This is a genomic window from Rossellomorea sedimentorum, from assembly GCF_046237645.1.
Taxonomy (GTDB): domain Bacteria; phylum Bacillota; class Bacilli; order Bacillales; family Bacillaceae_B; genus Rossellomorea; species Rossellomorea sedimentorum.
Window position 1 is genome coordinate 1,157,196 of sequence record NZ_CP143546.1, and the last position, 26,018, is coordinate 1,183,213.

Annotated in this window: 27 protein-coding genes; 15 read left to right on the forward strand and 12 right to left on the reverse strand. The window is 42.4% G+C overall.

Translation table 11 applies throughout. From position 1 onward, the window contains the following. The first annotated feature begins 147 nt into the window (after positions 1-147). The 4 genes from V1502_RS05690 to V1502_RS05705 are packed head-to-tail and all read left to right on the forward strand — an operon-like array spanning position 148 to position 4,939. Positions 148-1,440, forward strand: coding sequence for a carbohydrate ABC transporter permease (locus tag V1502_RS05690; protein WP_409253404.1), 1,293 nt, complete (start codon positions 148-150; stop codon positions 1,438-1,440). Position 1,441: 1 nt separating this feature from the next. Further along, the gene (locus tag V1502_RS05695) at positions 1,442-2,284 is read left to right on the forward strand and encodes a sugar ABC transporter permease (RefSeq protein ID WP_409253405.1); all 843 of its coding nucleotides are present in this window, start codon (positions 1,442-1,444) and stop codon (positions 2,282-2,284) included. Between the two features lie 41 nt (positions 2,285-2,325). Continuing rightward, positions 2,326-3,864: an alpha-amylase family glycosyl hydrolase gene (locus V1502_RS05700; protein ID WP_409253406.1), complete on the forward strand. Its 1,539-nt coding sequence runs from the start codon at positions 2,326-2,328 to the stop codon at positions 3,862-3,864. A gap of 58 nt (positions 3,865-3,922) precedes the next feature. Continuing rightward, positions 3,923-4,939 carry a LacI family DNA-binding transcriptional regulator gene (locus V1502_RS05705; RefSeq protein WP_409253407.1) on the forward strand — a complete coding sequence of 339 codons (1,017 nt, stop codon included), beginning with the start codon at positions 3,923-3,925 and terminating at the stop codon, positions 4,937-4,939. A gap of 884 nt (positions 4,940-5,823) precedes the next feature. Here V1502_RS05705 and V1502_RS05710 read toward each other — a convergent pair. Beyond that, positions 5,824-6,723, reverse strand: coding sequence for a nuclease-related domain-containing protein (locus V1502_RS05710; protein ID WP_409254288.1), 900 nt, complete (start codon positions 6,721-6,723; stop codon positions 5,824-5,826). 300 nt (positions 6,724-7,023) lie between these two features. On the opposite strand from V1502_RS05710, the gene V1502_RS05715 reads away from it, so the two are divergent. Further along, positions 7,024-7,206 (forward strand): hypothetical protein, encoded by a 183-nt coding sequence (locus tag V1502_RS05715; RefSeq protein ID WP_409253408.1) that lies wholly within the window; start codon positions 7,024-7,026, stop codon positions 7,204-7,206. A 173-nt stretch (positions 7,207-7,379) separates the two neighbouring features. Here V1502_RS05715 and V1502_RS05720 read toward each other — a convergent pair whose 3' ends face one another. From V1502_RS05720 to V1502_RS05740, 5 genes are all read right to left on the reverse strand, one after another. Next, positions 7,380-8,240: an SDR family oxidoreductase gene (locus tag V1502_RS05720; RefSeq protein ID WP_409253409.1), complete on the reverse strand. Its 861-nt coding sequence runs from the start codon at positions 8,238-8,240 to the stop codon at positions 7,380-7,382. A 70-nt stretch (positions 8,241-8,310) separates the two neighbouring features. Beyond that, positions 8,311-9,672 (reverse strand): CoA-disulfide reductase, encoded by a 1,362-nt coding sequence (locus V1502_RS05725; RefSeq protein ID WP_409253410.1) that lies wholly within the window; start codon positions 9,670-9,672, stop codon positions 8,311-8,313. Positions 9,673-9,879: 207 nt separating this feature from the next. After that, a complete protein-coding gene (locus V1502_RS05730; protein ID WP_409253411.1) occupies positions 9,880-10,371 on the reverse strand; it encodes a YajQ family cyclic di-GMP-binding protein in 492 nt (163 codons plus the stop codon). Positions 10,372-10,535: 164 nt separating this feature from the next. Continuing rightward, entirely contained in the window at positions 10,536-10,667 is a 132-nt protein-coding gene (locus V1502_RS05735; RefSeq protein WP_409253412.1) for a DUF3941 domain-containing protein, read from the reverse strand. 62 nt (positions 10,668-10,729) lie between these two features. Further along, entirely contained in the window at positions 10,730-11,596 is an 867-nt protein-coding gene (locus V1502_RS05740) for a DegV family protein (protein WP_409253413.1), read from the reverse strand. A 475-nt stretch (positions 11,597-12,071) separates the two neighbouring features. Between V1502_RS05740 and V1502_RS05745 the strand changes: the two genes are divergently transcribed. Both V1502_RS05745 and V1502_RS05750 read left to right on the forward strand, forming a co-directional pair. After that, on the forward strand, positions 12,072-12,926 hold the full coding sequence (locus V1502_RS05745; protein ID WP_409253414.1) for a YitT family protein: 855 nt from the start codon (positions 12,072-12,074) through the stop codon (positions 12,924-12,926). 56 nt (positions 12,927-12,982) lie between these two features. Then, positions 12,983-13,735 carry a BsuPI-related putative proteinase inhibitor gene (locus V1502_RS05750; RefSeq protein WP_409253415.1) on the forward strand — a complete coding sequence of 251 codons (753 nt, stop codon included), beginning with the start codon at positions 12,983-12,985 and terminating at the stop codon, positions 13,733-13,735. A 315-nt stretch (positions 13,736-14,050) separates the two neighbouring features. Here the strand turns inward: V1502_RS05750 and V1502_RS05755 are convergent, their stop codons facing one another. The 3 genes from V1502_RS05755 to V1502_RS05765 form a co-directional block, all read right to left on the reverse strand. After that, positions 14,051-14,245, reverse strand: coding sequence for a DUF3813 domain-containing protein (locus V1502_RS05755; protein ID WP_409253416.1), 195 nt, complete (start codon positions 14,243-14,245; stop codon positions 14,051-14,053). Between the two features lies 1 nt (position 14,246). Beyond that, positions 14,247-14,399, reverse strand: a complete 153-nt coding sequence (locus tag V1502_RS05760) for a hypothetical protein (protein WP_409253417.1) — start codon at positions 14,397-14,399, stop codon at positions 14,247-14,249. Positions 14,400-14,520: 121 nt separating this feature from the next. After that, on the reverse strand, positions 14,521-15,336 hold the full coding sequence (locus tag V1502_RS05765; protein ID WP_409254289.1) for a Cof-type HAD-IIB family hydrolase: 816 nt from the start codon (positions 15,334-15,336) through the stop codon (positions 14,521-14,523). 141 nt (positions 15,337-15,477) lie between these two features. Between V1502_RS05765 and V1502_RS05770 the strand changes: the two genes are divergently transcribed. Continuing rightward, on the forward strand, positions 15,478-16,245 hold the full coding sequence (locus V1502_RS05770; protein ID WP_409253418.1) for a serine aminopeptidase domain-containing protein: 768 nt from the start codon (positions 15,478-15,480) through the stop codon (positions 16,243-16,245). A gap of 105 nt (positions 16,246-16,350) precedes the next feature. Then, positions 16,351-16,659, forward strand: coding sequence for a metal-sulfur cluster assembly factor (locus V1502_RS05775; protein ID WP_409253419.1), 309 nt, complete (start codon positions 16,351-16,353; stop codon positions 16,657-16,659). 864 nt (positions 16,660-17,523) lie between these two features. Here V1502_RS05775 and V1502_RS05780 read toward each other — a convergent pair. Beyond that, on the reverse strand, positions 17,524-18,336 hold the full coding sequence (locus V1502_RS05780; protein ID WP_409253420.1) for an undecaprenyl-diphosphate phosphatase: 813 nt from the start codon (positions 18,334-18,336) through the stop codon (positions 17,524-17,526). Between the two features lie 245 nt (positions 18,337-18,581). Between V1502_RS05780 and V1502_RS05785 the strand changes: the two genes are divergently transcribed. Further along, positions 18,582-18,761, forward strand: a complete 180-nt coding sequence (locus V1502_RS05785; protein ID WP_409253421.1) for a YjzC family protein — start codon at positions 18,582-18,584, stop codon at positions 18,759-18,761. A 98-nt stretch (positions 18,762-18,859) separates the two neighbouring features. Then, complete coding sequence (gene clpB / locus V1502_RS05790; protein ID WP_409253422.1) at positions 18,860-21,457, forward strand: ATP-dependent chaperone ClpB; 2,598 nt, start codon at positions 18,860-18,862, stop codon at positions 21,455-21,457. A gap of 69 nt (positions 21,458-21,526) precedes the next feature. Here the strand turns inward: clpB and V1502_RS05795 are convergent, their stop codons facing one another. After that, positions 21,527-21,709, reverse strand: coding sequence for a YjzD family protein (locus V1502_RS05795; RefSeq protein ID WP_409253423.1), 183 nt, complete (start codon positions 21,707-21,709; stop codon positions 21,527-21,529). Positions 21,710-22,097: 388 nt separating this feature from the next. Between V1502_RS05795 and V1502_RS05800 the strand changes: the two genes are divergently transcribed. From V1502_RS05800 to V1502_RS05815, 4 genes are all read left to right on the forward strand, one after another. After that, a complete protein-coding gene (locus V1502_RS05800) occupies positions 22,098-22,838 on the forward strand; it encodes a hydrolase (protein WP_409253424.1) in 741 nt (246 codons plus the stop codon). A 26-nt stretch (positions 22,839-22,864) separates the two neighbouring features. Continuing rightward, a complete protein-coding gene (locus V1502_RS05805) occupies positions 22,865-23,626 on the forward strand; it encodes an NAD-dependent epimerase/dehydratase family protein (RefSeq protein WP_409253425.1) in 762 nt (253 codons plus the stop codon). A gap of 197 nt (positions 23,627-23,823) precedes the next feature. Continuing rightward, on the forward strand, positions 23,824-24,783 hold the full coding sequence (locus V1502_RS05810; RefSeq protein ID WP_409253426.1) for a BMP family ABC transporter substrate-binding protein: 960 nt from the start codon (positions 23,824-23,826) through the stop codon (positions 24,781-24,783). Between the two features lie 5 nt (positions 24,784-24,788). After that, the gene (locus V1502_RS05815) at positions 24,789-24,977 is read left to right on the forward strand and encodes a ComZ family protein (protein WP_409254290.1); all 189 of its coding nucleotides are present in this window, start codon (positions 24,789-24,791) and stop codon (positions 24,975-24,977) included. A 415-nt stretch (positions 24,978-25,392) separates the two neighbouring features. Here the strand turns inward: V1502_RS05815 and V1502_RS05820 are convergent, their stop codons facing one another. After that, positions 25,393-25,623, reverse strand: coding sequence for a hypothetical protein (locus tag V1502_RS05820; protein ID WP_409253427.1), 231 nt, complete (start codon positions 25,621-25,623; stop codon positions 25,393-25,395). Positions 25,624-26,018 lie beyond the last annotated feature (395 nt).

Consider the following 26,018-nt stretch of genomic DNA (forward strand, 5'->3'; position numbering starts at 1 on the left):
TCCTAACCGGGTCAGTCTTCTATATTCCTGTATGGCAAGTCCTGAATAGGAAAATTATTCAGGGTCTTCAGGAAAGAAGGGGTCCCTCTTCTTTCCTGAAGCTCCTGAAGCTTATAAAAATATAAAGAGAAGAAGGGGGAATTTAGGATGGCTGAAAATTCCTATCAAACAAAACATCGTAAAACAGCGCTTGCCCTTTCCTTAATACCCGGCTTGGGTCAGTTCTATAACAATCAAAAACTTAAGGGCGGTTTCTTTCTTATAATGGCCGCTGCTTTTATTTTTGTTTTTCGTGATTTAATCGATTATGGCCTCTGGGGTATCTTAACCCTGGGTGAAGAAGCCGGTGCACCATACTATGATCATTCCATCTTTCTGATGGTATATGGCATCCTTGCAATCATCATCATTTTATTCGGATTGGGCTTTTATGCTTACAATCTTTATGATGCATTTAAGAATGGTGAAAAAAGAGACCGTGGAGAGAAACTTAGTACGATAAGAGAACAATACCGAAATCTTGTGGACAATGGTTTCCCATACCTGATTATGTCTCCTGGTTTCCTGTTGTTGGTATTTGTGGTTATTTTCCCGATTATCTTCGTTGTCCTGCTGGCATTTACGAACTATGACCTTTACCATTCACCTCCTGCGAAATTGGTGGATTGGATCGGTATACAGAACTTTATCGATATATTCCAAATTGATATATGGAGAAGCACATTCTTCTCTGTGTTGGCCTGGACCCTCGTTTGGACGTTCGGTGCAACAACAACTCAAGTTGCGCTCGGTATCTTCCTGGCAATCCTGGTCAATCAGAAAGACTTAAAGGGTAAAGCTATTATCCGGACGGTATTTATTTTACCTTGGGCGATTCCTGCATTCGTCTCCATCTTGATATTTGCCGGAATGTTCAATGAGTCCTTTGGAACCATTAACCGAGATATTCTTGCCTTCTTTGGGATCGGCGATCTTCCATGGATGACGGAGGCGCTGTACACAAGGATCGCTTTGATTTTCATACAAACATGGCTAGGATTCCCTTTTATCTTTGCGATGACGACAGGTGTCCTTCAATCAATTCCGGATGAATTGTACGAAGCTGCGACAGTGGATGGGGCTTCTGCCATGCAGAAATTTAAGAATATTACGCTTCCGCTGGTTCTGTTTGCAACCGCGCCAATCTTGATTACTCAATATACGTTCAACTTCAATAATTTCAATGTTATTTATTTGTTTAACGGCGGAGGTCCTGCCTTGACAGGACAGAATGCAGGTGGAACGGATATCCTTATCTCCTGGATTTACAGCTTGACGATGACATCTGCTCAGTATTCAAAAGCGGCTGCTATCACATTACTGCTTTCTATTATTGTTATCACAGTAGCAGTATGGCAGTTCAAACGAACAAAATCATTCCAAGAAGAGGATATGATGTAATATGAATCTAAAAAAACAGAAACTTATCAGATTGACGTTATCGTATATAGTCATTGCCATAATGTTTGCCATCATTTTGTACCCGGTTGCCTGGATTGTAGGTTCTTCTTTCAACCCGGGACAAAGCTTATCAGGATCAAGCATTATTCCAAAGAATGCAACACTGGCACATTATCAAGAACTATTTGATTTAGAACAAAGCAATTACCTGATTTGGTATTGGAATTCCCTGAAAGTCAGCTTGTCGACAATGACGTTGACAGTATTGATGGTCAGCCTGACCGCGTATGCTTTCTCCCGCTACCGATTTGTGGGCAGGAAAAACGGATTGATGACATTCTTGATTTTGCAAATGATTCCTAACTTTGCAGCCTTGATTGCCATTTTCGTATTGGCGCTGGTTACGGATTTACTTGATACTCACCTGGGATTGATTCTTGTGTATGTCGGTGGACAAATCCCTATGAACACCTGGTTGATGAAAGGGTATCTCGATACAATCCCTAAAGAATTGGATGAATCGGCTAAAATGGACGGAGCCGGTCATTTCAGGATCTTTTTCCAAATCGTCATGCCTCTGGCAAAGCCGATTGTCGCTGTAGTTGCATTATTTTCTTTTATCGCTCCATTTGCTGACTTTATCATTGCCAGCATTTTATTGAGATCGGAAGACAAATACACGCTTCCGGTAGCTCTGTATGACATGGTTGCAAAACAATTCGGTGCTGAGTTTACAACCTTTGCTGCTGGATCTGTATTGATCGCCATCCCAATCGCCGGTCTGTTCCTTTATTTCCAGAAGTATTTCGTTTCCGGATTGACGGCCGGGGGCACAAAAGGATAATCTTAAAGGCGTAAATATATAAAATTTAAGGAGGAGCGGAGATGAAAAAAAGAGTATTATCTCTTATTCTAATCCCGTTTCTTCTTTTTTACGCCCTCCCTGCAGGAGCTGCTGAAAAAGAAGAACGTACCTGGCAAGACGAAACAGTTTATTTTTTGATGATAGACAGATTCAATAACGGAGACCTTTCCAATGACTTTGATGTGGACAGGACAGACCCCAAAGCCTATCAAGGCGGAGACTTTCAAGGGGTCATTGATAAGCTTGATTATATAAAAGATATGGGCTTTACAACCATTTGGCTTACTCCCGTTTTCGATAATCAGGATAAAGGCTACCACGGTTACTGGATTAAAGACTTCTATAATACGGATGAACATTTCGGGTCGATGGAGAAGTTCAAGGAATTAGTGGATGAAGCTCATAAACGTGATATGAAAATCATCTTGGACTTCATCGTTAATCACGTAGGCCCTGACCATGAATGGCTGAATGATCCAGAAAAGGAAGATTGGTTCCACGAAAAACAGCCCATGAATATGAAAAATGATGAAAGCCTGCAAAATGCCTGGCTTTATGACTTGCCGGATTTGAATACCGAAAATCCAGAAGTCAGGGAATATCTATTGGATGCAGCCCGCTGGTGGATTGCAGAAACCGGGATAGACGGATACCGCCTGGATACTGTCAGACATGTACCCCAAGAATTTTGGGCAGATTTTACTGAGGCAGTAAAGTCTGAAAAAGAAAATTTCTACTTACTGGGTGAAGTATTCGATTACGACCCACGTAATATAGCAAAATATGAAGGAGTCGGTATCGATGGGTTTGCTGACTTTCCTCAGGCACAGGAAATGCGCCATGTTTTCCAGCAGCCTGACGTCGATATGGACAGACTGTTTAATTTCTGGCAGTACAATCAAACCTTTTTCGAAAATCCGTATCTCATGGGAACGTTCATCGATAACCACGATATGGTCCGTTTCACTAATTTGATTACACAAAATAATCAATTTCCCGGCACCCGATGGAAACTTGCATTGGCTTACATGTATACAGTTCCTGGTCTGCCTATCCTTTACTACGGTTCAGAAATTGCCTTGAGCGGCGGGGAAGATCCGGATAACCGGAAGTTGATGAATTTCAGAGCAGATGAAGAACTCATCCAATACATCACCAAGCTTGGTGAGTTGAGGAAAAACCATCCTGCTCTTACAAAAGGAAGTATGGAGCTTCTGTACGAAGAGGATGGAATGGCCGTATATAAACGGGAAATTGAAAATGAAACAATAGTCGTAGCGATCAATAATACGAGCGAATCACAAAGTGTTAAATTGACATCACCTCAATTGCCTGAAGACATGGAGCTGAGAGGACTCGTTGAAGGAGACCTGGTACGTGCGGATGGAGAGGCCTACGATATCATCCTTGACAGGGAAAAAGCTGAAATTTATTTGCTTTCTCCACGAAGTGGCCTGAACTATGGATTCATTGGAGCAATGGCAGCCGTATATGCTGTTTTCCTGATTTTTCTTTATTACGTTTGGAAAAAAGGCCGAAAAAAACGACAGAGTGAGTAAAGGCTTGTAAGGATAGATTCATATTATTAGGGGTGTTTAAGGGAAGGGGGAGGAAGATATGGCGGTAACAATAAAAGATGTGGCAAAACTGGCTAATGTTGCTCCATCGACTGTTTCCAGGGTAATAGCCAACAATTCCCGTATAAGCGAAAGTACCAAACAGAAGGTACGAGAAGCAATGAAGCAGCTTGGCTACCATCCAAATTTCATTGCGAGAAGCCTGGCGAATCAATCGACACGTGTACTTGGTCTCGTTTTGCCGGGATCGGCTGATACTTTTTTTCAGAATCCATTCTTTCCGACGGTGCTTCGCGGTTTGAGTGAAGGGGCTCATGAAAAACAATACGCGTTGCAAATGACGACAGGGCAGAGTGAAGAAGAAATATACGAGGGTATTGTCCAAATGGTACAAGGGGGCCGAGTCGACGGAATTGTCCTTCTCTATTCAAAAGTGGAAGATAAAGTAATGATGTATCTGAAAGAAAGAGATTTTCCGTTCGTCGTGATTGGAAAACCGTACAAACAGGCAGATGAAATTACCCACGTAGATAATGATAATTTCAGAGCGACAAAAGAAGTGACCGATTACCTTTTGGCAGCCGGTCATGAATGCATAGCATTTGTCGGGGGGGACCTGAACCTCGTGGTGACTGTGGAGCGTCTGCTCGGCTATGAGAAGTCTTTGCGAGATGCAGGAATTCCGTTAAGAGAGGAATATATCGTCCATGAAGAATTCTTGAGGGAGGGCGGCCAGGAAGCCGTAAAAGAATTAATGACCCTCAACAATCCCCCGACTGCCATGGTGGTCGCAGATGACTTGATGTCCCTCGGGGTCTTGAATACTCTAAATGAAATGGAAATCAGAGTGCCCGACGACATCTCCATCATCAGCTTCAACAATGTCATGCTGGCTGAGATGTCCCGTCCGCCGCTGACATCGGTCGATATTAATATCTTTGACCTGGGCTATCAAGCAACCAGGAACTTGATCCAGAAAATCGAGGACCCGAGAGAGCCGGTTAAACGGATCACGATCCCTCATAAAATTGTAGAGCGTTTTTCTGTACGGAAATGAAGTTCCCTGCGGATCCTTATAGTGAAAAAAAGTCAGCCTTTGGGCTGGCTTTTTTTTGTGGTTTTATTTGTGGGTTGGAATTTCGTATTGGTTGTTAATATCTGATGGACAAGTTAGTGTTATTGTTCAGAATGGGGAGTGAATAAAGCAGAAAATCGGCTAAATTTTAAAGGAAAAGAGCAACCCTGTTGATGCTGGCCCAATAAGAAGAGAAATGGGCCAAGGGGAAGGGGAAATCGCAGGGATGTTGGCTCAATAAGGAATGAAATGGGCCAAGGGGAAGGGGGAACCGCAAGGATGTTGGCCCAATAAGGAATGAAATGGGCCAAGGAGAAGGTGAAATCGCAAGGATATTGGCCTAATAAGGAATGAAATGGGCCAAGGAGAAGGTGAAATCGCAAGGATGTTGGCCCAATAAGAAGAGAAATGGGCCAAGGGGAAGGTGAAATATCAGTGATGTTGGCCCATTAAGGAATGAAATGGGCCAAGGAGAAGGTGAAATCCCAAGGATGTTGGCCCAATAAGAAGAGAAATGGGCCAAGGGGAGGGGGGAATCGCAAGGATATTGGCCCATTAAGGAATGAAATGGGCCAAGGAGAAGGTGAAATCGCAAGGATATTGGCCCATTAAGGAATGAAATGGGCCAAGGGGAAGGGGGAACCGCAAGGATATTGGCCCAATAAGAAGAGAAATGGGCCAAGGAGAAGGTGAAATCGCAAGGATATTGGCCCATTAAGGAATGAAATGGGCCAAGGGGAAGGGGGAATCGCAAGGATGTTGGCCCAATAAGGAGAGAAATGGGCCAAGGAGAAGGTGGAATCGCAAGGATATTGGCCCATAATAAAGTTGCCCTGGAATTATGAATAAAAATTACCCTTCAAATTTTACACGTAATAAGATCCTCTTCCTAGAGAAACGAGTTTAAAGTTCTTGGCAAGGAAGTGCTTGATTGTCTTTCTATCTTTAATAATCCCACACCATTCCATAGCCTGGGAGACAGTTAACTTTCTCTCAGGAAATAGTATCTTAAATTCACCCAAGCTTCTTAGTATTGCTGAATATGAATCTTCTTGGTGCTTGCAAGACAGACAATTTAAGGTTTTTGAATACGCTTTAAAAAACCTTCCGCAACTAGGACAAACAATCCCCTTTCTAAGCTCGTTATATTGGTAATTAGGAAGCTTGAAATAAGGGTTGTCGGGAATGGTCTGAGAAATTAATTTCGTTGCAAGCTCAGTATGAGTTCTTTTTAAAAAAGAGGGGGTCTCTTCGAGTTTTGCTATAAATCGATCTAGTTGATTTGGGTAAATGATAGGCAGGTCAACAGGGGCGTTATAGAGGTGAAACCGGGGATTGACAAAGACAGCGATGGAGTGGATGGGGATATTATAACCAAGATTTTTTAAAATAGTGCGAAGAACAGGTTCATTTCGTTTTAATTGAAGAATTGGATTTTTGGTCTCCGTACCGTCACTTCTATGGATATTGCCATCTTCGAAAATATGGTCTCCTTCCAAGTTCTTGACTTCAAATAAGTAGATAGGCTTAGAGGTTAGAAGAATGGTATCAATTTGAATATAGGTGGTACTGGGCATCAACTGCATATCCGGCAATAAAATTCTATTTCCCAGCACCGGCTTCAGCCACTCATCGAAGAGTTTCTCTCCCTCAAAACCCTTTTCCAAACCAGCGTAGTGGTGTTTTTCTTTAGCATTCAATGTTTTCCTAACATTCAGAGACCGATAAACCCTCAGTTCTTCTGATTCCATACGTTCTTTCATCATCAATAGACATCACTCCTTCTTCACCATCATACCATAAACTTCCAGTAAGTCACTCTCAAAATATAACCCGCGAAGAGAATCGGGTTTAGTTACGGATAAGTAACACATTCATTAGAGACAGATTTGGCTTCTTATCCACAATACTATATTTATCCAATTAAGATTAAGTAAGGATACATAGGGATTTTTATGTAATGTAGCTAGTTTATGTGCTAAAATCTTTGCTGGATTGATATGTTTATTTCTTAAGTTAACCAAGCAGTAGAGCTTAATAAACAGATATATTTTAGGGGGATATAAATGGCATCTTTATTTGTATGGTTATTATTATTGGTTGTCGGTGGTATTGGTGGAATAGGTATTTGTAGTACTTTTGAAGGGAATGAAGTGTTTACGGGGTATGCAGCTATGCTGGGAATGATTGTAGCTTTATTAAGTGCGATTTTCTTCCAATTAAATTTAATGCACAAAGAGAAAGAATAGATACTAAGAGTGCGTTGGGTGAAAAAGAAAATTAAAGATCATGATAAAAAACGCTCAGATGATATTCTGAGCGTTTTAGTTTGCTGTCAATAAGCCAATCTTCTATTTAAAACCCTTAGAGGGCTGTTTCATATACGCGCTGCCAAGCTGTCACCAGGCAGCCGGGTAAATGCCTACCCGTTTACAATCTTCCCGCCATTTACGTGAATGACCTGGCCGGTTGTGTATTGGGAATCGTCACTTGCTAAGTAAACGTATGCCGGGGCCAGTTCAAACGGTTGTCCAGCACGGCCGAGTGGTGTGTTTGCACCAAACTCTGCCACTTGGTCCTCAGGGAAGGTAGAAGGGATCAATGGTGTCCATATTGGTCCTGGAGCGACCCCGTTGACCCTGATGTTCTTGGAAGCCAGTGACTGGGAAAGAGATCTCGTGAAAGAGACAATGGCTCCTTTGGTTGATGAGTAATCAAGCAGCTGTTCGTTCCCTGCATAAGCTGTCACGGAAGTGGTGTTGATAATGGAGCTTCCGCTTTTCAGGTGCGGCAGGGCTGCTTTTGTCAGATAGAAGAATGAAAATACATTTGTCCGGAATGTTTTTTCCAGCTGCTCATCTGAGATATCAAGCAGGCTTTGCTGTGGATGCTGCTCTGCTGCGTTATTAACCAGAATGTCCAGTTTTCCATAATGATCCACAGTTTTTTGGACGACTTCAGCACTGTAGGAAGAACTTCCAAGGTCTCCTGCAAATAATAAGCAGTTTCTGCCTTCTTTTTCAATGAGGCTCTTTGTTTCCTGGGCATCTTGGTCTTCTTCCAGGTAGGCGATTGCGATATCGGCACCTTCTCTTGCAAAATAAAGGGCCACGGCTTTTCCGATGCCGCTGTCTCCTCCGGTTATGAGGGCGACCTTGCCGTCCAGTTTTCCGCTTCCCTTATAGTTATCATCCAGGTATTTCGGCTGTGGATGCATTTCCTTTTCGGTTCCAGGCTGATGATCCTGATGCTGGGGCGGGAAGTTGTTATTATTTTGTGGCATAAAACATGACTCCTCCTTTGGTTTATTGATCGAAGATTTTCAGGCTTTCTTTACCCGGAAATCTAAGCGTTTAATCACCAGGCTTATCTTTTAACATGCTCTCTGCTTTATACCCGATAATGTTTAACAGGTCTTTAGGTGATGAATAAGGAGGGGAATAGGCTGTCTCAATTTCCTGCAGCCGGTCGACCGTAATGCTGCCGTTGATAGAGGCTGCGATGACATCGATCCTTTTATCCACGCCTTCTCCTCCAATAATTTGGGCTCCCAGTATTTTTCCACTGTCTTCATGGAAATGAACTTTGATTTTTACGTTCTCTGCTCCAGGATAATAGCCTGCATGTGATTTTCCTGTATGAGTCACAGTCTTGAAAGGGAGGTTTTCTTCTAAAAGCTGCTTCTCGTTCAGTCCGGTTGAGGCAGCAGTCAAACCAAAGACCTTGACGATCGACGTCCCAAGGAGACCTTTGAATCGCACCGGATCTCCTGCAATATGCTTGGAAGCGATATAGGACTGTCTGTGAGCAGGCCAGGCAAGGGGAATTCTCAATGGATTACCGGTGATCGCACTTATGGATTCAACGGCATCCCCGACAGCATATATAGAATCATCACTGGTTTGCATGAACTCATTGATTTGTATTCCTCCTGTCTTTCCGATTGAAAGGCCTGCTTTTTCAGCGAGTTGGGTCTGAGGTTTTACACCGGTCGCAACGATAATAAAGTCTGATTGAAGTTTGTTTCCTCTCTGAGTCAATAATGATCCATCATCAGCCACTTCCTGAACACCGTCATTGAGAACGACATTGATCCCATGTTTTTTCACTTCTTCTTCAATCATTTCGCTCATATCTTCATCCAGGACGCCCATTAGGTGAGGGGACGCTTCAACAAGGTTGATGTCCATACCGCGTCCAGCTAAATTTTCAGCCATCTCCACTCCTATAAACCCTCCGCCTATGATTGAACAGGAAGAAGGTTTCTCTTTTTCGAGGAATTGGTTAATTTTATCCATGTCTTCAATATTTCTCAGTACAAAGTAATTGCTTTGTTCCAGACCATCGATTGGTGGAATGAACGGGGCGGCACCGGGGGCAAGAACAAGGTTGTCATAGTTCTCCTGGTACTCTTCATTCGAAGTAATATCCTTAACGGTAATCGATTTTTGCTTCCGGTCAATGGACATAACCTCATTGAAAATCCGTACGTCGATGTTAAGCTTTTCTTTCATAGATTGTGGAGTTGCTGCAAATAAGTGATCTCGTTCTTGAATGACATCGCCGAGGTAGTAGGGCATTCCGCAATTTCCGAAAGAAATATATTCATCTTTTTCAAAGACAATGATTTCACAGTCATCATTCATTCTCCTGAGCTGTGCGGCTGTGGTTGCTCCGCCGGCAACACCGCCGACTATCAGCACTCTCTTTTTCATTTTTCAGTCCTCCTTGAAATTCTATAGTTAATAAGTAAACAGTAATTTTTTTGTCAGGGTTGATTAAAGCATAAATGCCTGTCTTTTGACGACGTAACGCGTCTCACAGTTACACATGCCTAAGGTAAGGATAATCCGAATAATTGCGTAAAAAAAAGCCGGATGGATATATTTTACCCAACCGGCTTTTTTAAAAACTATGCGGACTCAGCGGAAATTCACAAACTGCACATCAACGGACAAATCGGCTTCTCTGACCGCTGCCATGATTTGCTGAAGGTCATCCCTGCTTTTTCCAGTGACGCGAATCTGGTCATCCTGTATTTGGCTTTTTACTTTCAAACCTGAATTCTTCACGATTGTATTGATTTTTTTTGCATCTTCTTTGCCGATGCCCTGAATTAATTTAGCTCGTTGACGAACGGTGCCGCCTGAAGCGCCTTCAAGCTTTCCGTAGTCAAGATTTTTTACTGGGACTCCTCTTTTGATGAGTTTGCTGATCAATACATCCTTTAATTGATCCATTTTATATTCATCATCGGAGACTAGGACGATTTCTTCTTTGTCCAACGAGATATCACTTTTGCTTCCTTTAAAGTCATATCGGGTTTTGATTTCTTTCAATGCTGCAGTGACTGCGTTCGTTACTTCAGGGAAATCAACCTGCGAAACGACATCAAATGAGTTTTCTTTTGCCATGAAATATCCTCCTTATGTATCACTTTTAAGCCAAGCACTTATTTGCGTTCGACCTTTTATTACCATTATAGTCAAGGTTTCAGCCTCATACAACTTTTAGAAGAGGATAACCTGGAATGTAAAAAAGACCGGCTGAATTCTATGAGCCGGTCTTCTTCACTTGATCAGAGATGATCTGTTTTCTTGGAATATTGATTTTTTCCTCTTTGGCGGTTTTTCTCTTTCATCATATTCTTCTCATGGTGCAAAGCATTGTTATCTTTTGCTTTTTTGTCATTGTCTGAAGTATGCGGCAAAGTACAATTCTCCCTTCTGAAATCATGTTCAGAATTAGTTTTACCTGAAAGGGGAATCGTTATTACTTTGTGTAAGGGTATTGATTGGAAAAGAAGATAGCCAGCGTCCCCGGACCGGCATGCGAACCGACCGCAGCGCCGATCATATTTATATACACTTCTTTTGGCTGAAATCTATCTTGGATCATTTTCTTCATTTCTTGAGCAAGCTCTTCATCATCGCCGTGGCTTATGGCCACCACCTGCTCCTCAAGGTTCTCGCCGCGTTCTTCCATGAGGTCAAGGATCCGTTTCAGGACTTTCTTGCGGCCGCGGATCTTTTCAATAGGGACAAGTTTTCCGTCTTCTACATGAAGAAGGGGTTTAACGTTAAGGAGTCCTCCAAGGAAAGCTGAAACCTTGGAAACTCTCCCGCCTTTGGCTAAATAATCAAGATCCTCCACAGTGAAAAGGTGTTCCATATGGTTGCATCTGTCTTTGGCAAAGGAAATAATGGTTTCAGCTGTGGCTCCCTGCTTCAATAATTCTGCCGCCTCTTTCACCACCAGACCGTACCCTAGTGAAGCACACTTGCTGTCGATGATGGTCAAATCAAGGTCCGGGTATTCCTCTTTTACTTGATCCCTGATCATCACTGCGGTTTGATGGGTTCCGGATAACTCTGATGAAAACGTAATATAAATCCCTTTGTCGCCACTTTTGGCTAGTTCAGTGAAAGCTTGTTGAAAAAATAGAGGGGAGGCCTGTGAGGTTTTAGGCATTTTCCCTTGTCTGATTTCCTGAAAGACTTCTTTTGGCTGGATAGTGACCATATCCTCAAACTCTTGATCATCCACCAAGACCTGCAGTGGAATGAGCTCTACATCAAATTCTTGGTAGAAAAGCTTTGGCAGATCTGATGCACTATCAGCAAATAATCGAATACTCATTCGGACGTATCACCCTTTTAAAAGTTTTAATAAAGGCTTAAAAAGCATGCAGACTTGCAGCCATACCGGACAGGCAGTGTGAAAAAAGTTGTAATCCTGCTGCGCAGGCAAGAATCCGGCGGCTTGTCCAAGACGGCATTTATCATTACTCTGCTTAAAATGTAACTATATAATCAGTCTAGCCATTTATAGAAAAAATGACAATCATTTGTTGTTTTTTCGATTTTTAGGTTAAATAAAGAAATAGATCTATTTTTAGGCTCTTTTCTAAAATTTTGTTGCTATTTCGAAATGAAGTTAAAGGGATATAGCATAATTTTCAGAAAAGCTCCTGGTAGGCAAGAGGAAGAAAGGGGCTATTCACCCTGTTGAGAAAGAAAAGCCTTTGTGCCCAAGGGGAAAATCCGGCCTTTTGGATTTTTCCGAAAGCAATAATCAATATGAAAAATTGCCATTTTTTAAAGGAGGGAATGCAATGTCTCGAGACTTTGTAGTGCTGGAATCAAAAAAGGTGTTTGTCGTGTTATTCGGTGCTCTGTTAAACGCGATCGCCCTTAATCTTTTCCTGATCCCAGCCAATGTATATGCCGGCGGATTTACCGGGGTTGCCCAGCTGCTATCCAGTGTGATTTCAGATTACACTCCATTTGCAGTTTCAACCGGTATACTCTTGCTGCTCCTTAACATACCCGTTACGATTCTCGGGTGGTTAAAAGTTGGGAAGTCTTTTACTTTTTACAGTTTCGTTTCGGTCTTTTTCACCACTGTCTTTCTAGGATTCATTCCGATAACGCCTCTGTCTCCTGACATCCTGCTCAATGCTGTTTTCGGCGGAGTGATTACCGCTATCGGTGTCGGGCTTACTTTAAAGTGGGGTGCCTCTACGGGAGGGATGGATATTATCGCAATGATTCTGTCCCGATTGAAAGATAAGCCAGTCGGTACATATTTTTTCCTGATGAATTCTGTCATCATCGTTACTGCCGGCCAGCTTTATGGGTGGGAAAAAGCCTTGTATACATTGGTGGCTCTGTATGTTTCCACCCGTGTGATTGATGCCATCCACACTAGACATGAAAAACTGACAGCCATGATTATTACAAAAAATCCAAAACAGTTGAAAGAAGCTATCCATGCCAAGCTTGTAAGAGGTATTACGACTCTACCTGCAAAGGGTGGATTTACAAATGAAGATAAAGAAATGCTGTTTATTGTCATCACCCGTTATGAGCTGTACGACTTGGAGCAAATCATCAAAGAAGTGGATCCGAGCGCTTTCACCAATATTGTTGAAACAGCCGGAATCTTCGGGTTCTTCCGAAGGGACTAATACAGGAAAAGTTGAGAATAATAATGGTGCATCTTTAATGAAGGGAGTTAAGCCTTTTGAAAAGAACCATCTCAATCTTATTCTCAATCTTGATGGCAGTTCATTTTCTGCCGGCTGAAATCAATGCACAACAGCCTCATTGGAATGTAGAAATCAAACAAGGAACGGAACATGCAGAAATTCATATCAATGTAGTAAATAATACCCCTGAAGCAATGATACTGGGGTTTTCCTCCAGCAAATTTTTTGATTATGAAGTAAGGGACCAGGCTGGGAAAAAAGTATTCCAATACAGTGATAATAAAGCGTTTCTGCAGGCGCTTCAGCAGATTACTCTTAAGCAAGGCGAAACAAAAGAATGGCAGGATACTTGGAAGTACACCACTTCAGAGGGAAAAAGAGTCCCTGCAGGGGAATATACAATTAAAGCTTTTCTTATGGTAAAAACAATCAATGGCAAGCCGGTTGAAGGTGATCTCGTTCAAACGGTAAAAATCACGGTGGAAGCTGAAAATCCGTCCTTTCGGAATGTTGAGTTATCCCAGACTGACGGTTCTTATGCAGTCAAGGGGGAAGCGAAAGTTTCTGCGGGCTGTTTCTATTTCACAGTAGAGGACGGGCACAACATTTTGCTGGAGGAAACTCTCGTGAAAGTGAATAAAGAGTATCCAAACTGGACTGATTTCAAGTTCACCTTCGATTTTGATTGGAAAAAAGTGCCGCAGAACCGGCCTGTACTATTAAACATATACGAGCGCGACCTTAAAGAGGGTACGATTTATCATACCTATACGGTGAGGCTGAACTGAAGATTAGGGTGGATAGTAGTGAGGAATCTGTGGTGTATCCAGCCATGCGGCGGCACCCTAGCGTGAGAAAAAGGGTGAAATTGGTCTTATGAGCGGTTCATGAGGCACCCTATCGTGAGGAAAAGGATGATTTTGGTCTTATGAGCGGTTCATGAGGCACCCTAACGTGAGGAAAAGAGTAAAATTGGTCTTATGAGCCGGTCTTGAGTCACCCTAACAATAAAAAAACCATTTGATTCTTATAAAGGGTTCACAAACCAGCAATATCTTGCAACAAAAAGAAGCATTTGGCACCCGGCCAAATGCTTCTTGGATTTATTGCAACTGATTCAATTCATCCTGCAGCTCGCGAAGCTGCTGCTGTTCTGCTCTTGTCGTATTGGCGTACGCCGAGGAAAGAGCATTTTTGGCACGTTGAATGGTTTGCTGGGTGTCTTCACTGCCTGTTGTTGAAGCTTCTTTTGCTAATTGGACATACTGGCGGGCTTCCTGGAATAAGCGGTTACCCATGTTATATGCCTCCAAGCGAAGATTTTTCAACGTTTTCTAATTTTTTTGCTTCCGCTTCAGCCAGTGTGGAGTGGTAAGGTATGCGGTCATCATGTTTGGAAACCGCATCTTTTCCTTGTTGAACAAATCTCTTGGATTTATTGCTTCTGCCCATCTTCAGCACCCCTTTTTCATTTTAAGCACCAATCCTTTTTGTGCTCGCTATTAGTATGAACGAAAGAGCGGGTGATTAGAGTACAGAATTTTTGCCAGCATTGTTAATGTCTGTGGTGAGATCAGCCTAATCGCAAATGACTGTTTAAAAATGCGGCGATCCCGTCTTCTTCATTGCTTAGAGTTATATCATCCGCGACACTTTTCAGTGGTTCAATGGCATTTCCCATCGCGACCCCCACACCGGCATATTGAATCATTTCAAGGTCGTTATCCTCATCCCCGAATGCAATAATCCTGTCCTGTGGAATTTGCAAGTGACGGGCAACCTTTTCAATCCCGACAGCTTTGTTCAAACCGCTTTTCACAATTTCAATTACGTGCCATGGGGCGGCCCAGCGGCGGTGATCGATGACTTCTGCATGAACGCTGCTTAGGTGGTCCCTGATTTCTGTTACATGCTCTTCCTCTGCGTGGATGAGCATGCTGGTAGGTGCATCCTTTAGATAACTGCGTATATCTCCTGTCGTTATATTAGGCTCACCGAAGTTGAACACATCAATCAAACGTTCATCATGATAATGAAAATATACGTCATCCATCACTTCAGCAATGATGTTCCTGAAATTGAAATCAAAATCATGACACGCCTGTACAATTTCCTTGGCCACTTCCACTTCCATAGGTTCGTGGAAGATTCCCCAATTTTTATCAAGAGGATGGTGGACAAATGCACCGTTGAAGTTAACAATCGGCGTGTTCAATACCAGTTCCTTATAATACATCTCGCTGGCTCTGTACGGCCTTCCGGTAGCTATCATGATTTCATGTCCTTGCTCTTTTGCTTTATGTAAAGTCTGTCTTGTTTTTTCTGGAATTTTCTTTTCATCCGTTAATAATGTACCGTCCAGATCCAGAACAATTAAATGCTTTTCCATACTCATGAGATCAATCTCCAATCATTTATAAATATATCTATAGTGTATATGTTTCGTAAAACAGAAGTCCACCGTGGTACACTAATTTATGTAAACTTTTACAAATACAAATAAGAAAGAATTTCATAAAGGAGTAAACCAATGATCACCATACAAAAAGATCAAATAGGACTTATACCTGTTTTGAATATAAGCTTAACAAAGATGACCGGCGAGAACCTGCCGGCAGTATTCTTTATACACGGTTTTACAAGCGCTAAGGAACATAATCTTCATTATGCTTATTTTCTTGCGGAAAAAGGCTATAGGGTTTTAATGCCAGACTCATTGCTGCATGGAGAGCGGGGAAGAGGACTGAGCGAACATGAGCTTAGCGTAAAGTTTTGGGAAATCGTCCTTACAACAATAGAAGAAGTTGGAGTTTTGAAAAATCACTACATACAAAAAAACCTTATCGATGAAAATCGACTGGGTTTGGCCGGCACGTCAATGGGCGGAATAGTAACTTTAGGGGCAATGACAAAGTATCCATGGATTAAAGCCGCAGTCAGCCTGATGGGATGCCCTTCATATGTAGCCCTTGCTAATGCCCAGATCAATGCATTGAAAAAGAAAGGGGTCATCCTTCCGTATTCCGAGGAAAAGCTGAGCTCGCTTTTGGCCATGCTTGAACGATATGATTTAAGCATGCACCCTGAAGTCCTGGAAGGGAAGGCGCTGTTTTTCTGGCATGGTAAACAAGATACAGTGGTCCCCTATCAGCCTGCCTATGACTTTTATGAATATCTTTCCAGTCAGGCAGAGCCGAAGCTTCGTGACCTGCATTTCATGAGTGATGAACTTGGCGGGCATAAAGTATCCCGGGATGGCGTCCTGCGTAGCAGTGAATGGATTGCAGAATTCTTATAATTTACATCGACAGTCTAAAAGTGAGAGCCGTATCACTTTCTCTACATAACATTCTTTGTTAAGATAAAAATATATAAAGGACGAGATAAGGAGTGAAATCATCACATGGATCAAGATATGAAAGACAGCTTAATGGGGGCACTTGAGCAAGTTGTTGACCCTGAATTAGGAATAGATATTGTGAACCTTGGATTAGTATATGATGTAGATTTGGATGAAGAGGGAAAAGCGACGGTAACAATGACTCTGACATCAATGGGCTGCCCATTGGCTGGAACCATCGTGGACCAAGTTAAAGCCGCCCTGTCCGATCTTCCTGAAGTGAAAGAGACAGAAGTGGATATTGTATGGAACCCGCCATGGAGCAAAGACAAAATGTCCCGTTATGCGAAAATTGCATTGGGAATCAGATAAGAATCAGTAAGAGAGCGCTCAGAGTAATTCTGGGCGTTTTTTTCTGTTTGAAGTACTTTCCTCTCAGGAACCAACTTGTCCGTTTTTTATCCAGGTTATACGTTGGCCAAGCTTCTTTCAGAAGGGGGATGGCGGATCTGCTGAGGTGTGATAAAAAGAGCAGCAGTGACCTTATAGGAAGTTATGATGGAAGAAGGTACCTCAAACATTGAAAAGATCATTCAACTGGACCATAATCAAAGTGGTTTTTCCTAGGCAAAATAAAAAGCTTTGTCAGTTGATGGTATTGCTTTTTAGGACTGTAAAGCAATATATTTATTGCTTTAGAGTAATCTCGTGTTCGATTGGAGCGGAAGGCGTGCGACCTCCTGCGGGATTAGCGGGCGTCTAGTTCCATCGCCCAACCCCTCGGGGTCAAATAACCCTAAGAGAATTAAAGGATAGATCACCTTTTATTCTCTTAGGAACATTTGCCTGTCGGGGCTAAACAGGGCGATTCCACTTTTGATGACAGGTGAGACCCCGCAGGCAAAGCCGAGGAGGCTCACCGCCCGCCCCGCGGAGTCGCTCGTCTGGAGCGGAAATCCAGTTGATAAATATGTATAAGAAAACAACATTACACTATAACATAGCAAAATAAAAAAGAACGGTAAGTCCGTCCTTTTTAAAAGGCTCTTTTCTAAAACTTTGTTGCTGTTTACGATAAAGTTCATGAGATATAGCGATAATTCACAGAAATTATCATGGTAAACAAGAAAGAAAAGAGCTAAACACCTTATTCAGTTAGATAAGCCTTGGTAATCGAGGGAAAAATCCGGCTCTTTGGATGTTTCCGAGAGCAACATTCTATACGAATACAGCCTTTTAAAAAATCAATACAGCGATACCGACAATCACACAGTAGATCGCAAAGATTTTCAAGTTTCCTTTTGCCATGACGTTCATGAACCATTTAAGTGAGAAATAAGAAGCAACCAATGAACCTAGGAATGCCACGGTATAAGGTATTATCATGGTGCTTAAGTTCGGGTCTTCAAGCAAATCGGAAATACCGAGAAGCATACCGCCAAGACTGACTGGAATGTAAAGCAGGAAAGAATAACGTAATGCCGTTTCCTGATTCATTCCTCTTGCCATTGCCGCAACAATCGTCGCTCCAGAACGGCTGATACCGGGAATCAGTGCTACAGCCTGTGCCAAACCGACAATGACGGCATCCTTGATGTTAAGGTCTCCGTCGTTTTTGCGGCCGCGCAGGTTCCGGATAAGCCAAAGGGCGATTCCTGTGATGATCAACGTGATGGCAACCGTTCTGATGCCTGAAAGTTCTTCAGAGATGAAGTCCCCAAATACTACCCCGATCACACCTGCAGGAATGGTTCCGATGATTAAGTAAATAATAAAATGGAAGTCACGTTTATTTTCAGGGCTCTTCTCTTTAAAGTAGCCGAGTCCATTCATTACAAGCCGCATGATATCTCCGCGGTAAATGATCAATACAGCAAACAGGGATGCAGTATTAACAAGGATTTCAAACGTTAAACCAGGCAGGTCTATGTCAAGGTAATGCTGTGCCAATTGTAAATGTCCGCTGGATGAAATGGGAATCGGTTCAGTAAAGCCTTGAAATAAACCAAGAAAAAGGTATTTCAACAGCTCATATGTAGTTTCAGTCATTAAATTTCCTCCAAAGAATAATTTCTCCACATTTATCTATTTAACATCAAAGAAGAACGGCCTGCAAGACAAAACTGATACGCTTAAGAGGAAAAACTTCCATGTAGTGTCTACAGGCCGGGCTGAATGGCTGGCAATAAAAGCCGCGAATCTTTTTCATGAAGGGGAGTTATAGTAATAAAGAAGCGATTCACACAATCGCCAACACAATGGTCATATCATCTTTCACATAAAGGGGGATAACAATGGGCCAATCGAGACAATTCCGCCCTGGGCAAAAAGCACCGAATAACGGGATTTATATTGAAATCGGTGAAACAGGCAGCGGCGTCATGAACCCGAAGAAAGTCAAGCTGAAAGCGGGAGACCGCTTCCCTGAAAACTCCAATCATAATCGATATTGGAGCTATATGCCAAAGTTTTAATAACCATAAAGCCATTCCCTATGCGGATGGCTTTACTTTTTGTCGAAAAGATTTATAATGGGATTAAAGGTCAATAAAGGTCAAACTGGAGGTATCCTATGAACATTGATGGATTTACGTACAAAGTTCAAGATGCTGTCGTTTCCGCAGGACAACTGGCAAACGAGCATCAACATACCGATATAACGATTCTGCATCTTTGGAAGGCTCTGCTTTTACAGGAAGACGGGTTATTGGGTTCCATCTATGCAAGACTGAACCTGAATGTTAATGAACTCATTTCATATATAGAAAAACTGCTTAAGGATAAACCATCCGTATCTGGAGAGGGAGCCGAATATGGGCAATACGCCTCCCGGGACTTCAACAAACTGTTTCAAGATGCGGACAAGGTGAGGGGAAACATGGAAGATGAATATCTGTCAGTCGAACATCTGATGTTAGCCTTGTTCCAGCAGAGTCATCATCCGGTCACGGTATATTTGGAAAAGCAGCAAATTACAGAAAAACAACTTTATGAAATCATAGATGACATAAGAGGTGGAGAAAGAGTGAATACACAAAATCCTGAAGCAAAGTATGAAGCTTTGAAAAAATATGGACGAGACTTGGTTGCTGAAGTGAAATCCGGCAAGATGGACCCTGTCATTGGACGTGACGGCGAAATTCGCCATGTCATCAGGATCCTTTCAAGGAAAACAAAGAATAACCCTGTTTTGATAGGAGAACCGGGAGTCGGGAAGACAGCGATCATCGAAGGGCTTGCACAGCGGATTGTCCGGAAGGATGTTCCCGAAGGATTGAAGGATAAACAGATTTTTGAACTGGATATGGGAGCGCTTGTTGCTGGAGCGAAATTCCGTGGAGAATTTGAAGAGAGGTTAAAAGCTGTTTTGAATGAAGTGAAACGGAGCAATGGGAATATTCTGCTGTTCATAGATGAACTGCACACCATCGTGGGAGCAGGAAAAACAGAAGGGGCCATGGATGCCGGCAACCTTCTGAAACCGATGCTTGCCAGAGGGGAACTTCACTGTATCGGAGCAACTACTCTGAATGAATACCGCAAGTATATCGAGAAGGACCCGGCATTGGAAAGAAGGTTTCAACAAGTTCTCGTAAAGGAACCTGATGTTGAAGATACCGTTTCTATATTGAGAGGCTTGAAAGAGCGGTTTGAGATCCATCATGGAGTCAATATCCATGATAAAGCGATCGTTGCAGCGGCATCTCTTTCCGACAGGTATATCACAGACAGATTCCTGCCCGATAAAGCGATAGACCTGGTAGACGAAGCATGTGCATTGATCCGGACGGAGATCGATTCAATGCCTTCAGAACTTGATGAGGTGACCCGAAAAATCATGCAGCTCGAGATTGAAGAAGCGGCATTGCTGAAAGAAAAAGATGAAGCAAGCAAACACCGCCTGGCGCTGCTCCAAGAAGAGCTTGCCAACCTTAAAGAAGAGGGCAATGCAATGAAAGCGAAGTGGCAGAAAGAGAAAGAAAAGATCAACTCTCTGCAGGGAAAACGTGAAGAGCTTGACCATCTCCGCAGAAAGCTTGAAGAAGCTGAAGGGAATTATGACTTGAACAAAGCTGCCGAGCTCCGTCATGGAAAAATTCCTGAGGCTGAACGAGAACTGCAGCGGCTTGAAACTGAAATGCTGAATGAACAGGAAAACCGCCTGCTTCGTGAAGAGGTGACAGAAGAGGAAATAGCCGGTATTGTCGCACGTTGGACAGGAATCCCGGTAAGCAAGCTCGTTGAAGGGGAACGTGAAAAACTCCTGAAACTGGAAAGCATCCTTCATCAGCGGGTCATCGGCCAGGAAGACGCCGTCCAGCTTGTCAGTGATGCCATCCTGCGGGCACGGGCCGGAATTAAAGATCCGGGCAGGCCTATAGGATCTTTCATCTTCCTCGGGCCGACAGGTGTCGGAAAGACCGAGTTAGCCAAAACGCTTGCTCATACCCTGTTTGACAGTGAAGAACAAATGATCCGCATTGATATGTCAGAGTATATGGAAAAACATGCGGTATCAAGGCTCATCGGTGCACCCCCGGGATATGTCGGCTATGAAGAAGGAGGGCAGCTGACCGAGGCAGTAAGGAGAAAGCCTTACTCAGTCATTTTGTTGGATGAAATTGAAAAGGCACATCCTGAAGTGTTCAACATTTTGCTTCAAGTGCTGGACGACGGAAGGATCACCGATTCCCAGGGAAGGACAGTAGACTTTAAAAATACCGTCATCATCATGACATCCAATATTGGTTCTCAATTTTTGCTGGAGAGACAAGGGGATTCGGAAGAAATTGATGAAAAAACAAAAGATCTCGTTCTCGGACAGTTACGCTCATCGTTCAGGCCTGAGTTCCTGAATCGCGTGGATGATATTGTTCTCTTCAAGCCTTTGAGTGTTGAAAATATCAAGGGTATTGTTGAAAAGGCGGTAAGAGAACTTCAAAACCGGTTACAGGAACAAAACATTACCATGAAAATTAGTGACGCTGCCAAGGAGTTCATTGCCCAAGGGGCCTATGATCCAGTATACGGTGCCCGGCCGTTAAAGCGTTATATTCAAAAAAATATCGAAACGAAATTGGCCAGGGAAATCATCTCGGGACACTTTAAACCGGATGATGAGATTTCAATTGATGTGGAAAACGGTGAGATTGTTTTTGAAAAAGGCTAATAGCTGCTGCTGTTTGAATCGAAGAAATGAAAAAGGAGAATCCGTAATCACGGATTCTCCTTTTTACAATTAATGTTTCTCTACAGGGTCGTTCGGGATGATCGTTGGAATGATGAAGATCAAGATGGTAGTACCCACGGCCAGGATCAAACCTGTCATGAAATCAAAATGTGCGCCTGTCATTGAAGTCACTACATAAGTAAGCATTTCTACCAGCAGGAAAGTCCACAAGAAAGTCCAAAAGTATTTCAAAACATTCACCTCAATTCCTTGCATCTATGTATAACAGATTGTTATAGCGTTTAAGAAGCGAGGTTTTCCCTCACCCAATCATATTCTGTTTTATAGTACCATAATTCCGAAGAATAATAAATCATTTTCAGAACAGGAATGAAACCCTTTTCTTTACCCCTTTAAAGCACTAAGAGGGACTGACCCTCTTAGTGCTTTAAAGGGATAAAGTGAGACAAGAACCTTCCGCTGAGCTAATCAACACAAAAATTCTCTAAATATAGGCTGTCCCCCATACATTAAATCAACTTTTTCATAGACTATCATGACGAATTATGTTTAGCAGCACGTTAATATAAGGAATTCATTATTAACTGGAAAGACAGCTTTCTAAAAGGAGAAATTTCAGATGAGCCAACGAGTATTTAAAATCGATAACGAACCTTGTATTGTTCACTATCCTTTCCGTCCAAACGGTTTTGCCGTTCTCATTCTGGGGGACGTCAATCATTTTGTTGATGAAAAAAGCAGCTTCTGGCTTCAACAGGAGACGAGAAAGTCAATCATCAATGAATTGACAGACAAAGGCTATATTGTATATTACTCGAATTTGTATGGGGCAAACTGGGCCAGTGAAAAAGCAGTAAGCCTGGTCAAGCGCCTGTATCATTATATAAAGCGGAGAGAAATTATTAATGAAAAAGTTCATGTCCTTGCAGAGGGAATGGGGGGCCTGTTCATAGAAAAATTGCTTCCGGCCATTGGCAGCCAGATGCGGTCAGTCGTTCTGCTTTCTCCATGCATCTCTCTATATGAACATTTTTCACAAGAAAAGGAACAAAAGTTTTTTTATAAAAAACTTAAAAAAGAAATTTCCCAAGCTTATGGAATTGAAATTGAAAAATGTGAAGATGTGGTAGAAAAAGGCACAGATGCCGGGAAAGACCTTAAGGAAATGGAAATCCCCCTCTATACGATTCAGCCGATAACCACCTCGCGTTATAAAAACCAATTTTCTCTCATAAAAAATATATATAAGGATAGAAATGAAAAGAATCTTCCTGGAGAAATTTATATTATCCTTCCTGAGAAGAGATACAAAGCTCCCTTGAAGATCGTATCCTATTTTTCAATGCATGAACAATTGTGAAAAGGAAGTGAGGGGGACGGTGAGATATGAGTAAAGCAATAGTAACAGGCGGATTGGGATTTATCGGGTTTGAACTGTGCTTGTCCTTGCTTGAGGAAGGTATGGAAGTTGTGGCGGCAGATAGTGCTGGAGAGGCTGGGGAAAGATGGCTGGAGGTAGGTAGGAACGCAAATATTACGTACCAGCCTCTTCAGCAGCAGGTATCAGATGAGTTTTCCAGTGCCTGTACCTATATCAATTTATATGACCACTTCACGGGAAATAAAACCGGTCAACATCTTAAAGAGGTCCTGGATTTTGTAGAACGAAATCGATCCTGTATGGAAAGCGCAGTCATTCTTCTGCCATCCGTGCTCTCCAGTCGAATTAATGAAGAAGAGTTTTTAGATGTTCTTGACTTCTTGGGAAAATCTCAATTTAACAAACAATGTACAGTTTACCTTCCCACCCTATTTGGCCCACACCAACCAGAATCCTTTCTTTTTCAACAAATCTGTACAAACAAAGAAGGGGCTGGGTCTGAATATGTGGATGACAGCCGGTCGGCGATTTTTGTAAAAGATGCTGCAGCCGCACTGATGAATATTGAACAAAAAGCGTCAGCTGACAAAATTCAGTTTGTTTCCGACATTCCAGACAGCTGGGAAGAAAGTCTTCAATCATTGGGAGGCCCCGATGTGCGGCAGAAACAGGAAGTGAAGGACATTCTGCCTGCAGGAGTGAAGAAAGTGGTGGTCACCTCTTCGTCCTCAGTTAACGAAGTGATGGAGAGCCAGAGGAATAATTAAGAATACTCTTGTTAAGTTTTTCTTTTCATCCCCCTGAAACCAAGGTAAAATAGAGAAACCAAGTCCCTGCAAAAATTAAAGCTTTCCTGCAGGGAATTTGCAGGCCTTCCTGTGAATAAAGATGTTCATTCCCGCTCTTTCTTTTTGTTTAATCAAAGGGGAAGGGTGTTGAATGCCGTCCTTAAGGAGTTGCTATAATGAAAAAAATAGTTCTGTATGTCCTGATTCTGCTTTTATTGCTTGCGGGATGCTCGCAGCAGGGGGAAAAGGGCAATCTTAATAATGTCGGCTTGCTGGTTTCTGAAACAATAAGCGACCAAGTTTGGGGCACAAAAGGGTACAAGGGGTTATTGAAGATTCAGTCCCGGTTTGGAGTGGATGTTTTTTATAAAGAAGGTGTCACCACCAAGCAGGCGGTTGAAAAGGCTGTTGCAGAGTATGAGAAAAAAGGTGTTAATTTAATATTCGGGCACGGTCAGGAATTTTCTCCTCACTTTAATGAAATTGCCGAAAAGTATCCTGACATCCATTTTGTCAGCTTTAATGGAAATGCAAGCCGGTCCAACACGACGAGCCTTAATTTTGAAGGCTATGCAATGGGGTTCTTCGGAGGAATGACTGCTGCACATCAAACAAAGACCAAAAATATTGGAATTGTCGCTTCCTTCGCCTGGCAGCCAGAAGTTGAGGGGTTCATCGAGGGAGCCAAATATCAGGACAGTGATGTAAAAGTTCTTGTCGATTATACAAATGACTGGGACCACACGGAAAAGGCAATGGTGCTATTACATACTCAATTGAAACAAGGTGTGGATATTGTGTATCCTGCCGGAGATGGTTACAATATATCAATTATTGAAAAGCTGAAGGAAAAAGGTTTGTACGCAATCGGATATGTGTCAGATCAATCCGATATGGGAGAATCCACTGTAATGACCAGTACTGTTCAGCATGTAGATAAGTTGTATGAAGTTGTCGCAGAAAGATATTCTAATGAAGAACTAAGATCCGGGAATATTCCTTTTGATTTCCAAGACAAAGTTATCTCCATGGGAAAATTCAGCCCGCTTGTAGATGAAGAGTTCCGGAAAGTCATTGAAAGTGATATTCAGAACTATATTAAAACCGGTAATCTGCCAAATGAAAGGAAGGACTGATGAGAATGCAAGATAAAAATATGGAGTTTATGCAAATTGCGATGAAGTATCTGCCTGAGGCAAAACAACAGCTGGAGCAATCTGGAGTTGAACTGTCCATGGAAATGATCCAGCCGTTTATGAACCTGTTTACCCAGGTGATGAATGAAGCCTACGAACTGGGACGTAAAGATGCACTGAAAGATAATGAGTAATAAGAAAAGGCTGTTTTCGTATAGATTGTTGCTATCGGAAAAATCCAAGGAGCCGGATTTTTCCCTCTGGTACAAGGGCTTATCTAACTGAAATGGGTGAATGGCTCTTTTCTTTCTTGTTTACCAGGATAGTTCCAGTGAAACATGGCTATTTCTCTTGAATTTTATAAAGAAAAGAGCCTAAGAAAAAGATTGATCCTTGTGGATTGATCTTTTTTTTGTATAAGTTGATGTAATTCCTCTCTTTCGAAGCATTAACGGCGTTGGCCAGTTTTATCTAGAGGCCCGGGTTTACCTGCTTTAAATGCAACCAGTCCAACTGGGTCAAATAACCAGAAGAGAATAAAAAGCAAAGTCGCCTTTGCTCGTCGCATTTGCGTGGCGGGGCTGATCAAGGCGACTGGGTTTTGGTCTTTTAGGATTTTGTCCATTTATTAATCAAGGGCTTTACTTTATCAAAAAGAGGCTTTAATTCTGAAACAGCTGCCATCAAGGTTTCAATATTTCCCATTAAATCTCCTGTGTCTCTTGAATTTTCTTGATGTTCCGAAGGCAGTTCTTCAATAGATTCATCAGTGCTGCTATCTTCTCGTCTTCCCATGACCATGATATCAAAGGGGTGCTGTCGAACTGGTCTGCGTTCCATTAAGCTTTCCTCCTTCCTGTTATAGAATCCTTTTTTTATTAGGCTTTGTCAGTTAATGATGTTGTTTAATCAGGTCTTATATGCAGAAAGTTATTTACAATTTGATTGATTCACCTATTTTGAATAGATGCTTTTAACCAGGGTAGTTCTTGGATAAAAAAGCAAGTTTTCTTTGATTGGAGCGGAAGGTGAGCGACCTCCTGCGGGACTAGCGGGACGTCTAGTTTTAGCACCAAGCCCCTTGGGGTCAAATAACCCTCAGCGAATAAAAGGAAAGAACACCTTTTTTCGCTGACGAACATTTGCCTGTCGGGGCTGAACTGGGCGCTTCCACTTTTTATACAGGCGAAGCCCGGGAGGCTCAACGCCCGCCCCGCGGAGTCGCTCACCTGGTG